This window comes from Caulobacter sp. GW456-12-1-14-TSB4 (genome assembly GCF_059424195.1).
This window is the reverse complement of record NZ_JBWKZF010000006.1, coordinates 42,612-57,124: the sequence shown is the minus strand read 5'-3', so window position 1 is coordinate 57,124 and position 14,513 is coordinate 42,612. Positions and strand designations below refer to the sequence as shown.

Below are 14,513 nucleotides of genomic sequence, written 5' to 3'. Positions count from 1 at the left end.
TACCAGCCTGAAGTTCCGGCTTTCTCATGACCAACCCCACAGCGCTGGCCTTCGGCTATCCCGGCTCCAAGATCGCGGAGACCGATCACTGGCTGATTCTGGTCCGTCCGAAGCAACCGACATTTGGGTCTTTGGTCCTGGTGTGCAAGGAAGCGGTTCAGGCGTTCTCCGACGTGAGTCCCGCCGCCTTCGCCGACCTGCAGGTCGCCGTGGCCGGCATTGAACGCCTGCTGAAGGCGCAAGTCGACTACGAGAAGATCAACTACCTGATGCTGATGATGGTCGACAAAGACGTCCATTTCCACGTGCTGCCCCGCTATGCGGGCGCGCGCGAGAACGAGGGTATCCTCTTCCCCGACGCCGGCTGGCCCGCCGCCCCGGCCTTGGGAACGGCCGTGGAGCTGTCGCCCGAAAGCCTCGAGCGCCTGACGCAACGTTTCGCAGAGGCCTGGGCGTGAGCGCCAAGGCCTTGACCACCGGCCCGGTGCGGCTGATCGATCGCTACCTGCTGCGCCTGCTGTTCTGGCCGCTGGTCGGATGCCTGGGCGTCACGGTCGTGGCCCTGTTGCTGGAACGCGTGCTGCGCCTGCTGGACGCCCTGTCGCAGAGCAGCGCCCGCTTCGGCTATGTCGCCCAGCTGGCCGCCAACCTGATCCCGCACTATCTGGGCCTGGCCTTGCCCGTGGCCTTCTTCGTGGCCCTGTTCATCGTCATCACCAAGCTGTCGGACGGCGCGGAGATCGACGCCCTATTGGCCAGCGGCCAGTCGCTGGAGCGCATCGCCGCCCCGTTCCTGGCCGTGGGCCTGTTCCTCAGCGTCTTCAGCCTGGGCGTGTTCGGCTATATGCAGCCCTACAGCCGCTACGCCTATCGCGCCGTCATGCACGCGGCGATCAACGCCGGCTGGAACGGGAGGCTGGCCGGCGGGGCCTTCATCGACGACAAAGGCTCGCTGATGACCGCCGACAGCGCCGACCTGGCCGGTCAGCGCCTGACGCACGTCTTCATCCGCCGCCTGGACACGCACGGCCAGGAAGAGATCATCACCGCCGCCACGGCCGACCTGAAGATGGACCCCGGCGGCAAGACCATCACCATGGGCCTGAAGGACGGTCGCCGCATCGCCCGCGACTCGGCCGGCGCCTATCGCAACCTGGCCTTCAGCAGCCTGACCACCCAGACGCCGCTCTCCGCCGCGGCCGTGCTGCTGCGCGCGCGCGGCGGCGACGAGCGCGAGCTGACCATGGGCGAGCTCTATCGCCAGGCCCACTCGCCCCACCCGGTCGTCTCCAAGGCCACTCTGATGGCCGAGTTCTACGGCCGCCTGGCTCGCGCGGCCTTCCTGCCGTTCCTGCCCATGCTGGCCTTCCCGCTGGGCCTGGCGTCGAAGCGCGGCAACCGCGCCCCGGGCCTGGTCATGGCCGGCGTCCTGCTGCTGGCCTTCCAGCACTCGCTGCTGCTGGGCCAGAGCATGGCTTCGTCCGGCAAGCTGCCGACCTTGCCGGCGGTCTGGGTCCCGTTCGCGATCTTTTCGGGCCTGGGCGTCTGGTTGTTCATGGGCAGCCGCACCCGTCCCGGCGACACGCCCGTTTCACGCACCGTGCGCCGCATCAACAAGCTGGCTGCCCGCGTGATCCACGCCCTGCCCCTGCCGAAGAAGCGACAAGCCGCATGAGACTGCAGCTCTACGTCCTGAAGACCGTCGCGACCCGCATCCTCGGCGCCGCGCTGATCCTGATGTCCATCCTGCAGATCCTGGACCTGCTGGACGTGACCAACGACATCCTCGACCGGGGCCTGGGCATGGCCGGCGTGGCCTATTACGCCTACATGCGCCTGCCGCGCCTGTTCGAGCAGATCGCGCCGATCGCCGTCCTGGCCGGCGGCCTGTTCGCCTTCTCGCAGCTGGCCCGCGAGAGCGCGATCGTCGCCATGCGCGCCACCGGCATCTCGGGCTACCGCATCATCGGCATGGCCATGCCGGCCGCGATCTTCGTGATGCTGCTGGACGCCCTGTGCGGCCAGTACCTGGCCCCGCGCGCCGACCCGGCGCTGGCCGACTGGTGGAAGAACACGACCCCCGTCGCCGAGCGCAAGGTCGTCCCGCCCCGCACCTTCCGCTCGGGCGCCGACCTGGTCATCGGGGCCAGCGCCAGCGCCGACGGCCGCCAGATCGCCAACGTCACCATCTTCCGCCGCGACCCCAAGGGCATCCTGGTCGAGAAGGTCGAGGCGGCCAAGGCCGTCTACGCCAACCATAGCTGGACGCTGGAACAGCCCAAGACCACCCGCTTCGCCGGCGACCTGGCCCAGACCTCGAGCGCGGCCTCGACCAACTGGCCCGCCGCTCTGCGGCCTCGGGACGTCCAGAGCCTGTTCGGCGACGACACGGTCCCCACCGCCGCCTCCGCCCAGCGAGCGCTGGAGAACGGCGGGTCTGACCGGCCCGAGAGCTTCTACCGCACCCACTTCCACGCGGCCTTCGCCGGTCCGTTCGTGGCCCTCGTCATGCTGCTGCTCAGCGCCCCCGTCGCCCTGGCCAATTTCCGCAGCGGCCAAGGCGCGGTTCTGCTGACCGCCGGCCTGGGCGCGGGTCTCTTCTTCCTGGTGGCCAACGGCATGCTGACCGCCCTGGGCGAGTCCGGCGCCGTGTCCCCGTTCCTGGCCGTCTGGGCCGCCCCCGCGATCTTTGGCGCCCTCGCCATCCGCACATTCCTGGCCCTGGAGGGGTGATGCCTTTCGACTCCGCGAACGCCGACCTCACGGTCATCCCGGTCAAGACGGCGAAAGAGCTGCAACGCTTCATCGCCCTGCCCGCCCGCCTGAACGCCAAGGATCCGAACTGGATCACGCCGCTGTTCATGGAGCGCACCGAGGCCCTGACCCCGAAGACCAACCCGTTCTTCGCCCATGCCGAGGTCCAGCTGTTCCTGGCCACGCGCGGCGGCCGCGACGTGGGCCGGATCAGCGCCCAGATCGACCAGCTGACGCCGCAGCCGACGCCGGGCCGCCTGGACGGTCACTTCGGCATGATCGCCGGCGAGGATGACGCCGCCGTATTCCAGGTGCTGTTCCGCGCCGCCGAGGACTGGCTGCGCGCGCGCGGCCGCACCCACGTGGTCGGCCCGTTCAACCTGTCGATCAATGAAGAGGTCGGCCTGCTGGTCGAGGGCTTCGACACCCCGCCGATGATCCTGATGGGCCACGACCCGGTCTATGCCGGCAAGCGCGTCGAGGAGCAGGGCTACGTCAAGGCCCAGGACCTGTTCGCCTATCGCGCCGACGAGACCGGCGATATCCCCGAGATCGCCCAGCGCCGCGTCAAGCGCGGCCTGCCTTCGGGCGTGGTGCTGCGCCAGCTGGACATGACGCGCTACGACCAGGAAGTCGTTACCCTGACCGAAATCCTCAACGACGCCTGGTCCGACAACTGGGGCTTCACCGCCACCACCGAGGCCGAGACCGCCCAGCTGGGCAAGGCGCTGAAGCAGGTGATCGACAAGCGCCTGATCTGGTTCGCGGAAATCGATGGCGAGGCCGCCGGCGTCGTGGTCTTCCTGCCCAACGTCAACGAGGCCATCGCCGACCTGAAGGGCAAGCTCCTGCCGTTCGGCTGGGCCAAGCTGCTGTGGCGCCTGAAGGTCAAGGGCGTGAAGTCGGCCCGCATCCCGCTGATGGGCGTGAAGAAGAAGTTCCAGACCTCCCAGCGCGGCCGCATGCTGCCTTTCTGGATGATGAAGGCCAGTCGCGATATGGCGATGAGCCTGGGCTACAATCGCTACGAGATCTCGTGGGTGCTGGAGGCCAACAAGGCCATGACCCACATCGCCGAGAACGTCGGCGGCACGCACTACAAGACCTATCGCGTCTACGAGAAGGCCCTTTGACTTCCTTCAAGGTCCTGATCCTGGCCGGCTCGCGCGGCGGCGAGACCGATCCGGCCGCCGCCTATGCGGGCGTCAGCCACAAGGCGCTGATCACCCTGGAAGGCCGGACGCTGCTGGACCGCGTGCTGGACGCCGTCCGCGCCGCCGGGCCCGAGACCATCGGCGTCGCGGCCAATGACGAGGCGATCAAGACCCGTCTGGCCGACACCGGGGTCGTGGTCCTGCCCACCGCCTCGGGCCCCAGCCAGAGCGTCGAGAACGCCGCGCGCACGCTGGGCTTCCCGCTGGTGGTGACCACGGTCGACCACGCCCTGCTCAAGCCCGAATGGATCACCCAGTTCCTGGCCGACACGCCCGAATGGGCCGATGTCGCGGTGATGCTGGCTTCGGAAGAGAAGGTCCAGGCCGCCGCGCCGCAGACCAAGCGGACCTATCTGCGCTTCCAGGACGGGCGCTATTCCGGCTGCAACATCTTCCTGCTGCGCAACGAGACGGCGCTGAACGTGGTCGAGACCTGGCGCAAGGTCGAGGCGCTGCGCAAGCAGCCCTGGAAGATCGCCGCCATGCTGGGGCCGTCGTTCCTGATCCGCTACCTGCTGAACTGGCTGACCCTGGACCAGGCCGTGCTGAAGCTGGGCAAGCTGGCCAAGGTCAAGGCCGCCGCCACGCGGGCGCACGACGGCCTGGCGGCCGTCGATGTCGACAAGCCGTCGGACCTGGACCTGGTGCGGGAACTGGTGGGCGAAAAGCCCGCCGCTTGAGCGGAGAAACCTCGTCCTTCGACAAGCTCAGGATGAGGTTTCTACTGAAACGCCGTCAAAAGTAGCCCTCATCCTGAGCTTGTCGAAAGACGAGGGCGACCGCTGAGTTTAAGCCGAAACGGCTTCCTGCTCGGCCCACTTCGCCGTCAGGGCGCGGTTGCCGATCAGGTCTTCCGGGAAGTCCATCTCGGCCCATTCCAGGCCCTGGATCGAGCGCACGCGGACCACATCGTGCTCCTGGGCGATCTCGTTGATGACGCTCAGGTACCAGCGCTTCAGGCCTTCCGGCGTGCGCATGATCTTTTCCAGCGTCTCGATGAACAGCGCCGAGCCCTCGGCGTCGAAGCGCAGGAAGCCGATCGATTCCGCGTCGTACTCGGTGATGGTCTTGCCGATGGCGCGAAGGCTGTCGCCCTCGGTCAGCACCTTCATGTCGTCGCTGTCGTAGACGCCGTCGTCCTTGCGATCGACCGTCACGGTGATCGGGCCGGCCGGGGCGCTGATCAGCCGCTCGGCGATCGCCGGCTCGAACAGGGTGTCGCCGTTGAGGATCATGAACGGCCCGCCGCGCATCTCCTCGCGCGCCAGCCAGCAGGTCGCGAGGTTGTCGGTCACGCTGTAGAAGGGGTTGTAGAGCGTGCGCACGCTCAGACCGTCGAACTGCAGGCGCGCGACCTCGGCCTCGACCAGATCGGCGCGGAAGCCGGTGACGACCACCGCCTCGGTGACGCCCGCTTGAGCCAGGTGGCGCAGCTGCCACTCCAGGACCGTGCGGCCGGCCAGCTCGACCAGGCACTTGGGCCGGTCGTCGGTCAGGGGCGAGAGGCGCTTGCCCTGACCGGCGCTGAGGATGAGGGTCTTGACCGGCTGCATGACGTTTCGAAATCTCGCTGGAATCCGGGGCGCTTCGCCCCGCTAGGAATCGGTGGGCCGCGAACCTGGCGGCCACGCGCGCATAACTGAGCACGAACCAGCCCGACGGCAAGTCCGCGCGGACCGCCAGAAACCGGTCATGACGTCGCGGCGCAAGCCCCCATCGGCGTTTTTCGTCAAGCGCGCTCCCGAGGACACGCCCCGACGAGGTGTAACCCAGACGCTACACCCGATGGGCCGTGCACGGAAAAGGACGCCCTCCTCCCCTTCCGGAAACTGAACCATTCCACCATATGCCCATTGTCATACTCGGAGATGGGCGGGGGCCTCGGAGACGTAACCAACGGAGGCGTCGTGCTGCTCGCGGAAAGAACCTTTCATCAGCCCGCAGAAGAAAACCCCGCCGAAGGCCTGCGCTTGGCGCTGTTCTCCGGGAACTACAATTACACGCGCGACGGCTCGAACCAGGCTCTCAACCGCCTCTCCGCCTACCTGATCAGCCAGGGCGCGGAGGTCCGGGTCTATTCCCCCACCACCGACACCCCGGCCTTCGAGCCAGCCGGTGAACTGGTGTCCGCGCCGTCGGTGGCGATCCCGGGCCGGGGCGAGTACCGCCTGGCCCTGGGCCTGAACCGTGCGCTGCGCGCCGACCTCGCCGAGTTCCGTCCGACCGCCGTCCACCTGTCCGCGCCCGATCTGCTGGGCAACCAGGCCGGCAAGTGGGGTCGCCGCAACGGCCTGCCCGTGGTCGCCAGCCTGCACACCCGCTTCGAGACCTACCTTTCCTACTACGGCCTCGACTGGCTGCGCCCGAGCGCCGAGCGCTATCTCGACAAGTTCTATCGCGGCTGCGATCGCGTGCTGGCCCCCAACGCCCCGCTGGCCGACCTGCTGCGCGAACAAGGCCTGGGCGAGCGCGTCCGCGTCTGGGGCCGAGGCGTCGATCGCGAACGCTTCGCGCCGACCAAGCGCGACATGGACTGGCGCCGGTCGATGGGCATCGGCGACAACGAGATCGTCGTCGCCTTCCTGGGCCGCCTGGTCATGGAAAAGGGTCTGGACGTCCTGACCGAGACCCTGGTCCAACTTCGCGGCCAACCGATCCGCCCCCTGATCATCGGCGAAGGCCCCGCCCGCGCCTTCGTGGAAGAACGCCTGCCCGAGGCGATCCTGACCGGCCACCTGGACGGCGCCGATCTGGGTCGCGCGGTCTCCAGCGCCGACATCCTGTTCAACCCCAGCCTGACGGAAGCCTTCGGCAACGCCAGCCTGGAAGGCATGGCCGCTGGCCTCGCCGTCGTCTGTCCCCGCGCGCCCAGCACCAGCGCCCTGATCGCCGACGGTCAGGACGGCGTGCTGACCGCGAGCGCAGACGCGCAGGCCTACGCCGCCGCGATCCAGAGCCTGATCTCCGAACCCCTGCGCCGCGTGCGCCTGGGCCGCGCCGCCCGCCAGTCCAGCGCCCGCTACGACTGGAGCGCCATCTGCGCCGAGGTGCTGGCGGTCTATCGCGAGCTGGGCGTCACCTCCGACCGGCGAGCCCGCTCTGCCGCATGACGACGGAGACGGGGGACCAAGACACGGGTAAGCCTTCGCCGCTGCGAGGCTGGCTGCTGACCATCGGGGTCGCCTTGCTGGCGATCCTGCTGGCGACGCATGGCGTGGGCGCGGTCCGCGAGATCGTCGCCCAGGTCGGCTGGCAGGCGCTGATCGTCATCGCCGCCCACCTGCCCGTCACCTTCATGGCCACGGTCGGCTGGCAAGTCCTGCTGCCGCCCGATCGCCGCCCACCTCTGTCGTTCCTGTTCCGCGTCCGCCTGATCAAGGAGGCCGTCAACGCCCTCCTCCCCGTCGCCCAGGTCGGCGGCGACGTGGTGCGGGCCAAGCTCTCGGTCCGCAACGGCCTGACCTTGGCCGAGGCCACCGCCAGCTGTGTCGTCGATGTGTTGACCGGCACGGTCGGGCTTGTCCTGTTCGTCCTGACCAGCTTGATCGTGGCCATGGTCACGCTGCACGACCCGCGCCTGGCGCAGGCCGGTCTCGCGCTGGTCGGCATCGTCGCGGCGATCGTCGCCGCCGCCTATCTGGCTCACAGGGCCGGGCTGCATCGCCGCCTGGGCCAGTTCTCCCAGCGCTGGACCGCCGCCGCCAGCCGCATCGGCAAGCTGGGCGAGGCCTTCCGGGACATCGGCCGTCAGCGCAACAACCTGTTCGCCTCCTGGGCCTGGCACATGGCCGCCTGGATCGCCGGAGCGTTCGAGACCTATGTCTCGATGTGGGCCCTGGGCCTCAACCCCACCCTGCTGCAGGCCCTGATCGTCGAGGGCCTGGCCCAGACGGCCAAGGTCGTCGGCTTCGCCATCCCCGGCGCCCTGGGCGTGCAGGAAGGCGGCTACCTGCTGCTGGGCGGCGCGCTGGGCCTGACGCCCGACCAGGCCCTGGCCCTGTCGTTGCTGCGTCGCCTGCGGGAGCTGACCCTGGGCGTCATCGGCCTTGTGTTGTGGCGTACGACCCGCTCGCCAGCGCCCGAACCTGAGCCCGTGACCGCCTAGAGCCAGCCGTTCGAGCGGGCGATGCGACCGGCCTCGACCCGGTTGGCCGCGCCCAGCTTCTGGGCCGCTTCGGACAAGTAGTTGCGAACCGTGCCGGGCGAGAGGTCCAGCACGTCGGCGATATCCTTGTTCGAGCGCCCCTCTTCCGCCAGGCGCAGGATTTCACGCTCGCGGTCGGTCAGCGGGTCCGGCTCGGCGTCCCAGATCGCTTCGGACAGCTCCGGCGCGATGGCCCGGCCGCCGGCGGCGACGGTGCGGACGGCGGCGGCCAGCACGCTGCTGGGACCGTCCTTCAGGAGATAGCCCTTCACCCCCGCCTCCATCGCCCGGCGCAGATAGCCCGGCCGGCCGAAGGTGGTGACGATCAGCACCCGGGTCGCCGCGCCCTCGGCCTTCAGCCGGGCGGCGACGTCGATGCCGGTCAGGCTGGGCATCTCGATGTCGGAGATCAGTACGTCCGGCTTTTCGGACTTCACGAGCTCCAGGGCGGCGGCGCCGTCCGGAGCGCGACCGACGACCTGGATGTCGCCCTCCATCTCGAGCAAGGCGCTGAGCGCGCCCAGCACCATCTTCTGGTCTTCGGCGATGACGACGCGGATCACGAGAAAGTCTCCAGCGGCGCGGTCGCGGTCAGACGCGTCCCGGCCTTGTCGGATTTGATGTCCAGCGCCCCGCCGATGGCGGCCAGGCGCGCGCGCATGCCCTTCAGGCCCGAGCCCTCGACCAGCCTCCCGCTGCTCGGCCCATCGTCGGCGATGGTCAGGACCAGGGCCTTGGCGCTGGGCTCCAGCTTGATGTCGCAATGCTTGGCGCCGGCGTGGCGGATGACGTTGGTCACCCCTTCGCGCAGGGCCATGGCCAGCACCGCCTCCTGGGCCGGATGACCATCGGTCGTCAGAGCCGAGATCTCGGCCCTGATGTCGGCGGCGGCCAGGGCCTGGCGGGCCTTGTCGATCTCGAACGCCAGCGAGGCGCCCTTCATGCCGACCACCGCCGTGCGGACCTCGGACAGCGCCTCGCGGGCGGCGGCGGCGACGGCCTGCATCTCGCGCTCGGCGGCCTCGGCGTCACGACTGACCAGGCGAGCGGCCAGCTCGGCCTTCACGGCGACCAGGGTCAGGGTATGGCCCAGGAGGTCGTGCAGGTCGCGCGAGATTCGCTCGCGCTCGGCCGTGGTGGCCAGGGCCCGGACCTCCTCGTGAGCGACGGCCAGCTCCTGGTTCTTCCGCTCGACATCCATCTGCATCAGGGTGGCGAAGCCGGTGATGCCGCCGAACACCACGCCCGAGGCCCAGATCGGCCAGGGCTCGCGATAGAAGGTCAGGCCGATCACAAGCAGCGCGATCTCCAGGGCGATCATCACCCGGATCGACATCCGCCGCGACGCCAGGCGCGAGGCGAACGACATGGCGTAGATCGTGTAGACGCTCCAGCCGGCGTTGAAGGGCGAGAGCGCCAGGCCGATGCCGTAGATCGCCAGCACCTGCCACAGCATCGGCCGGCCCCGCTTGTTCCAGATCATCCAGAACAGGACGATGAAGACCGCCAGGCCCGCCAGCGAGGCGACCAGCTCGAACGTATCCGGCCGGTGGTTGAACCAGGCGATGAAGTAGAACGGCAGGTAGGAGAGGAAGATCAGGCTGCCATTGCGCCGGAAGTTGGCCCCGACATTCGCCGGGGCCTTTTCTTTGCTGGGTGTCGCCTGATCCATGGCGGCGATGTCGCGCGGGAGGCTCGTCACGGTCAAGCCGCTTGCCGCTTCCAGGCGGTCGCCGCGCCGATCATGGCCGCGATGCTGATCGCGCCCAGCACCGACAGGTGGTGCGAAACACTGGCCATCGGCTGCATGCCCGACAGCATCTGCGACAGCTGACCCAGGTGGTACGAGGGCATGAAGTCGGCGACCTTGCCCACCCAGGCCGGCATGATGCTGAGCGGCGCCCACAGGCCGCCGAACAGGCAGAAGCCCAGGAAGAGGACGTTGGCGACGGCGGTCGCGCCTTGCGAGCCGAAGCGCAGGCCGACGTTCAGGCCGATCAGCGCGAACGGAATGGCCGAGGCCAGGCCCAAGCCGAGCGTCGCGGCCCAGCGCCACGGGACCATCTTCACCCCGCCGAAGTAGGCGAGCACGCCCAGCAGGGCGATGGAGACCCCGACCAGCACCAGCGCCGCGATCAGGCGGCCGGCCAGATAGCCGCCAGCCGGCAGCGGGGCGATCTGCTTCAGCTCGATCAGCTTGGCCTCGCGCTCGGCGGCGACGGCCGCGCCGAAGCCGAACATGGCCGGGGCGATGGCGGCGAAGATCACGTAGTTGGCCAGCATCATGTGGGCGATCTCCTCGTGCCCCTTGCTGAGACCAAGGCCCATCACCCCGTAGAACAGCAGCGGCAGGACCACGCTTGGGATGATGAACTGCGGGGTGCGCCAGGTGGAGACGATCTGGGCGCGGGCTTCACGGATGTAGACGAACAGGGTGTGCATCTCAGGCGACCTCGGCTTGACGGGTTTGGGCAGGCGCGCCGGCCTGCACGAGACGGGTGACGGCGTCCTCCAGCGAGGCGCCGGCGACGGTCAGGTCATCGACGGTTTCGTCGCGGGCCAGCAGCTCACGCAGCGTGGCGGGCGCGGACGTGGTCAGCAGCGTGACCTTGCCGCCGTCGCGGCTGACGCCGGTGACGCGGACCAGGGCCGAGAGCTCGGCGTCCGACAGGCGGGTGCGGCAGCGGATGGCGACGCCGGAGACGCGGCTCTTGATCGCTTCGGGCGAGCCGTCGGCGATGACCTGGCCATGGTCGATGACCACGATGCGGTCGGCCAGCGACTCGGCCTCGTCCAGATGGTGGGTGGTCAGGAGAACCGCGCAGCCGCGGGCGATCTCGGCGCGGACGGCGCTCCACAGGGCGCGGCGGGCGTCGATGTCCATGCCGGTGGTCGGCTCGTCCAGGACCAGGAAATCCGGGCGACCGGCGATGGCCAGGGCGAACTGCACGCGGCGCTGCTGGCCACCGGAGAGCGCGCCGCAACGGCGACGCTCCAGGCCTTCGAGGCCAGCCAAACGGATGATCTCGTCCAGCGGGCGGGGCTTGCGGTAGTAGCCCCGGAACAGCTCGACCTGCTCCCGGACGGTCAGGGTGCGCGGCAGGCCGGCCTCCTGCAGCATCACGCCCATGCGGCCGCGATTGGCGAGGTCGCGCGGATCGCCGCCGAACAGGCTGGCGGTCCCGGCGTCGGGACGCAGCCGGCCCGTCAGCAGGGCCACGCTGGTGCTCTTGCCCGCGCCATTCGGGCCCAGCAGGGCCACGCACTGGCCGGGACGGATGTCGAGGTCCAGGCCGTTCAGGGCCAGGGTCGCGCCGCGGCGCTTGACCGTCTGGCGCAGCATCGCGACCGGTTCGGAAGTTCTGGGTGACATTGGTTGGCTCCCTCGTTGTGAAGCCACCATGCCGCCGCCGGGCGCACTCCATCAGTGCCGGGCGTCACCGGGCCGGCATGACAAACGTCACCTCAAGACCAACCCGCGTTCGCCGACTGCGCCAATCGGCCGCGCTCGCCTTTAACGACGTTCGGCGCCGCTGCCTCGTACGATCCGGAAATCGTTTGAGTAGCCGAGGCTTGTCTTAACTCCATGGACCTTCGTGAAGCCCAGCGCCTAGCCGCCCTGAAGGCCTACAAGGTCCTGGACACGCCTGCCGACGCCGCGATCGATCGCCTGGCCGATCTGGCCGGCAACCTGTTCGACACCCCGATCTCCCTGGTCTCGCTGGTCGACGAGGAGCGCCAGTGGTTCAAGGCCAAGGTCGGCCTGGACGCCCCCTCGACGCCGCGCAGCGACGCCTTCTGCGCGCACGCCATCGCCCAGGGTCCCGAGACGGTGCTGGTCGTCGAGGACGCGACCCTGGACCCGCGCTTCGCCGAAAATCCACTGGTGACCGGCGCGCCCGACATCCGCTTCTACGCCGGCGCGACCCTGACCACGAAGGACGGCCACAACCTCGGCACGCTGTGCGTGATCGACGGCAAGCCGCGCGCCCGTCCGTCCGAGGACGAGCTGCAGCGCCTGAAGCTGCTGGCCCGCATCGTCGTCGACGAGTTCGAACTGGCCAAGGCCCACCGCGAGACCGCCGAGAAGCAGCGCCTGCTGGAGCTGGCCGAGACCGTGGCCCAGGTCGGCCACTGGCGAATCGAGGTCGCCACCAACCATCTCACCTGGTCGGACCAGACGTTCCGCATCTTCGGCCTCAGCCGCGACAGCTACACACCGACGGTCGAAAGCTCGCTGCACCATTACTCGGCCGAGCACCGCATGGCGCTGGAGGAAGGCATCAAACGCGCGATCACGGAGAAAGGCGGCTTCGACCTGCGGGTCCAACTGATCCGCCCGGACGGCGATGTGCGCGACGTCATGGCGCGCGGCCTGTGCGAGCTGGACGAGCGCGGCGAGGTCTCGGCCCTGTTCGGCCTGCTGCAGGACGTCACCGACTACTCGAACGCCTTGCGCTCGGTCGAACGGACCAGCGACCGCTATCGGATGCTGACCGAGAACGCCAACGACCTGGTGACCAAGATGGGTCCCGACGGGCGCTTCACCTATGTCTCGCCGGCCGTGCGGGGGATTTCGGGCTATGCGCCGAGCGAAGTCGTAGGGCGTCTGGCGATGGAGTTCATCCACCCCGACGACCGCGCTCGGGTGGCTCAAATCTTCAGCACGGCCCTGGAAGGGCCCGCCGGCTGGACCGTGGAGTATCGCATCGTCCGCAAGGACGGCGCGGTGCGTTGGGTCGAGGCTCGCCCCAAGCAGGTCTACGACCCCGCCACGGGCGAGACCGCCGTGACGGACGTGATCCGCGACATCACGGATCGCAAAGCGTCGGACGACGCCCTGGCCGACAGCGAGGCGCGCTATCGCCTGCTGGCCGACAACGCTCGCGACATGATCGCCCGTTTCAAGCCGGACGGCGAGATCACCTTCATCTCGCCGGCCAGTCTCAAGATGCTGGGCTTCCGTCCGGAGGAGATGGTCGGCCGCCGGGCGCCGGAGTTCATCCACCCCGACGACCTGACCATCTTCCAGGACTACTTCAGGGCGTTGAGCACGGCCGGCCCCAGCGCCAAGGCCGACCCGCTGCAGTTCCGCTGCCGCCGCAAGAACGGTCAATGGGTCTGGGCCGAGGGTCAGCCGACCCTGTTCTTCGACGCCGACGGCGCCCTGATCGGGATTCTGGACGTGCTGCGCGACATCAGCGTCCGCAAGGCCATGGAAGGCGCGCTGGAGACCGCCCGCGCCGACGCCGAGGCCGCCGCCAATGTGAAGGCCGAGTTCCTGTCGAACATGAGCCACGAGCTGCGCACGCCGCTGACGGCGGTGCTGGGCTTCTCGCAGCTGATCGCCCAGCAACCGGAGCTGACCTCGGACACGCGCGGCTTCGTCGAACGCGTCGCCAGCGCCGGCAAGGCGCTGCTGTCGACCGTCAACGACATCCTCGACTTCTCCAAACTGGAGGCCGGCCAGGTCGAGATCGTCACCGCGCCCTGCGCGCCCGCGCCTTTGATCAGCGAGACGGTCGACATCTTCAGCCTGCAGGCCGACGAGAAGGGCCTGGCGCTGCGGGTCGAGGGCCTCTCCCCCCTGCCCGCCAGCCTGACCCTGGCCCAGGATCGGGTGCGCCAGATCCTGCTGAACCTGATCGGCAACGCTGTGAAGTTCACCGACCACGGCGAAGTGGTCGTCGAGGTCTCCCATGCCGCCGACCGCCTGCGCCTGGCCGTCCGCGATACGGGCGCCGGTATTCCATCGGAACGGCTGGAGGCCCTGTTCAAGCGCTTCTCGCAGGTCGATGGCTCATCGACCCGCCGTCACGGCGGCACCGGCCTGGGCCTGGCCATCTGCAAAGGCCTGGTCGAGGCCATGGGCGGCGAGATCGGCGTCGAGAGCACGTTGGGCGAAGGCTCGCGCTTCTGGTTCGAGATTCCCGCCCAGGCGGAAGCGCCCGTAGCCGCTCGCCCGATTACGGCCCAGGCCGCCCAGAGCGGTTGCCGGGTGCTGGTGGTCGATGACAATTCGGCCAACCGCGACCTGGTCTCGATGGTGCTGCGCGCCCTCTCGGCCCAGATCACCGAGGCTTGCGATGGCGCGGAGGCGATCGCCGCCGCCGCCGACCAGCGCTTCGATCTGATCCTGATGGACCTGCGCATGCCGGTGCTGGACGGCGCGACCGCCGCCCGCCGCATCCGGGAGAGCGAGGGTCTCAACCGCGCCACGCCGATCATCGCCTGCTCGGCCAGCGTCGATCCCGACGTCGATCCGGCGGTGTTCGACGGCGTGGTCGGCAAGCCGCTGGATCCCGGCAAGCTGCTGCGCACGGTCGCCAGCGCGATCATGACCGGACGCGTGGCGGCGGCCGCTTAAAGGCGCAGTTTCCTCGGAGCCTGAAGGCCTGCTC

At 69.1% G+C, this 14,513-nt stretch carries 13 protein-coding genes; 8 read left to right on the top strand and 5 right to left on the bottom strand.

The features are described 5' to 3' along the window. Nucleotides 1-26 precede the first annotated feature (26 nt). The 5 genes from AC07YH_RS07515 to AC07YH_RS07495 are packed head-to-tail and all read left to right on the top strand — an operon-like array spanning nt 27 to nt 4,648. Nucleotides 27-458: an HIT family protein gene (locus tag AC07YH_RS07515; RefSeq protein WP_494746375.1), complete on the top strand. Its 432-nt coding sequence runs from the start codon at nt 27-29 to the stop codon at nt 456-458. Then, nucleotides 455-1,675, top strand: coding sequence for an LptF/LptG family permease (locus tag AC07YH_RS07510; protein WP_494746374.1), 1,221 nt, complete (start codon nt 455-457; stop codon nt 1,673-1,675). Before AC07YH_RS07515 ends, AC07YH_RS07510 begins: the two co-directional genes overlap by 4 nt. Further along, nucleotides 1,672-2,733 carry an LptF/LptG family permease gene (locus tag AC07YH_RS07505; protein ID WP_494746373.1) on the top strand — a complete coding sequence of 354 codons (1,062 nt, stop codon included), beginning with the start codon at nt 1,672-1,674 and terminating at the stop codon, nt 2,731-2,733. Before AC07YH_RS07510 ends, AC07YH_RS07505 begins: the two co-directional genes overlap by 4 nt. Further along, nucleotides 2,733-3,887 carry a ceramide synthase gene (gene bcerS / locus AC07YH_RS07500; RefSeq protein WP_494746372.1) on the top strand — a complete coding sequence of 385 codons (1,155 nt, stop codon included), beginning with the start codon at nt 2,733-2,735 and terminating at the stop codon, nt 3,885-3,887. Before AC07YH_RS07505 ends, bcerS begins: the two co-directional genes overlap by 1 nt. Then, the gene (locus AC07YH_RS07495) at nt 3,791-4,648 is read left to right on the top strand and encodes a nucleotidyltransferase family protein (RefSeq protein WP_494746371.1); all 858 of its coding nucleotides are present in this window, start codon (nt 3,791-3,793) and stop codon (nt 4,646-4,648) included. Before bcerS ends, AC07YH_RS07495 begins: the two co-directional genes overlap by 97 nt. A 108-nt stretch (nt 4,649-4,756) precedes the next feature. On the opposite strand, the gene AC07YH_RS07490 is transcribed toward AC07YH_RS07495, so the two are convergent. After that, nucleotides 4,757-5,521 carry a phosphocholine cytidylyltransferase family protein gene (locus AC07YH_RS07490; RefSeq protein WP_494746370.1) on the bottom strand — a complete coding sequence of 255 codons (765 nt, stop codon included), beginning with the start codon at nt 5,519-5,521 and terminating at the stop codon, nt 4,757-4,759. Between the two features lie 417 nt (nt 5,522-5,938). Here AC07YH_RS07490 and AC07YH_RS07485 point away from each other — a divergent pair, with 417 nt between their 5' ends. Continuing rightward, nucleotides 5,939-7,078, top strand: coding sequence for a glycosyltransferase family 4 protein (locus tag AC07YH_RS07485; protein WP_494746369.1), 1,140 nt, complete (start codon nt 5,939-5,941; stop codon nt 7,076-7,078). Then, nucleotides 7,075-8,073, top strand: coding sequence for a flippase-like domain-containing protein (locus AC07YH_RS07480; protein WP_494746368.1), 999 nt, complete (start codon nt 7,075-7,077; stop codon nt 8,071-8,073). The genes AC07YH_RS07485 and AC07YH_RS07480 overlap by 4 nt, the downstream gene beginning before the upstream one ends. Here the strand turns inward: AC07YH_RS07480 and AC07YH_RS07475 are convergent. From AC07YH_RS07475 to AC07YH_RS07460, 4 genes are read right to left on the bottom strand one after another with little or no spacing between them, the layout of a single operon-like run. Then, entirely contained in the window at nt 8,070-8,675 is a 606-nt protein-coding gene (locus tag AC07YH_RS07475) for a response regulator transcription factor (RefSeq protein WP_494746367.1), read from the bottom strand. The genes AC07YH_RS07480 and AC07YH_RS07475 overlap by 4 nt on opposite strands. Further along, a complete protein-coding gene (locus tag AC07YH_RS07470; RefSeq protein ID WP_494746366.1) occupies nt 8,672-9,814 on the bottom strand; it encodes a sensor histidine kinase in 1,143 nt (380 codons plus the stop codon). The genes AC07YH_RS07475 and AC07YH_RS07470 overlap by 4 nt, the downstream gene beginning before the upstream one ends. A gap of 2 nt (nt 9,815-9,816) precedes the next feature. Then, nucleotides 9,817-10,554, bottom strand: a complete 738-nt coding sequence (locus AC07YH_RS07465; RefSeq protein WP_494746365.1) for an ABC transporter permease — start codon at nt 10,552-10,554, stop codon at nt 9,817-9,819. A 1-nt stretch (nt 10,555) separates the two neighbouring features. After that, on the bottom strand, nt 10,556-11,515 hold the full coding sequence (locus tag AC07YH_RS07460; RefSeq protein WP_494746364.1) for an ABC transporter ATP-binding protein: 960 nt from the start codon (nt 11,513-11,515) through the stop codon (nt 10,556-10,558). A gap of 183 nt (nt 11,516-11,698) precedes the next feature. On the opposite strand from AC07YH_RS07460, the gene AC07YH_RS07455 reads away from it, so the two are divergent. After that, the gene (locus AC07YH_RS07455; RefSeq protein WP_494746363.1) at nt 11,699-14,479 is read left to right on the top strand and encodes a PAS domain S-box protein; all 2,781 of its coding nucleotides are present in this window, start codon (nt 11,699-11,701) and stop codon (nt 14,477-14,479) included. Nucleotides 14,480-14,513 lie beyond the last annotated feature (34 nt).

What these genes read in the sequence shown, in the direction of transcription:
- AC07YH_RS07460 (WP_494746364.1), bottom strand. Translation starts at nt 11,515, where the DNA reads ATGGTGGCTTCACAACGAGGGAGCCAACCAATGTCACCCAGAACTTCC.
- AC07YH_RS07480 (WP_494746368.1), top strand. Translation starts at nt 7,075, where the DNA reads ATGACGACGGAGACGGGGGACCAAGACACGGGTAAGCCTTCGCCGCTG.
- AC07YH_RS07505 (WP_494746373.1), top strand. Translation starts at nt 1,672, where the DNA reads ATGAGACTGCAGCTCTACGTCCTGAAGACCGTCGCGACCCGCATCCTC.
- AC07YH_RS07455 (WP_494746363.1), top strand. Translation starts at nt 11,699, where the DNA reads ATGGACCTTCGTGAAGCCCAGCGCCTAGCCGCCCTGAAGGCCTACAAG.
- AC07YH_RS07515 (WP_494746375.1), top strand. Translation starts at nt 27, where the DNA reads ATGACCAACCCCACAGCGCTGGCCTTCGGCTATCCCGGCTCCAAGATC.
- bcerS (WP_494746372.1), top strand. Translation starts at nt 2,733, where the DNA reads ATGCCTTTCGACTCCGCGAACGCCGACCTCACGGTCATCCCGGTCAAG.
- AC07YH_RS07465 (WP_494746365.1), bottom strand. Translation starts at nt 10,554, where the DNA reads ATGCACACCCTGTTCGTCTACATCCGTGAAGCCCGCGCCCAGATCGTC.
- AC07YH_RS07490 (WP_494746370.1), bottom strand. Translation starts at nt 5,521, where the DNA reads ATGCAGCCGGTCAAGACCCTCATCCTCAGCGCCGGTCAGGGCAAGCGC.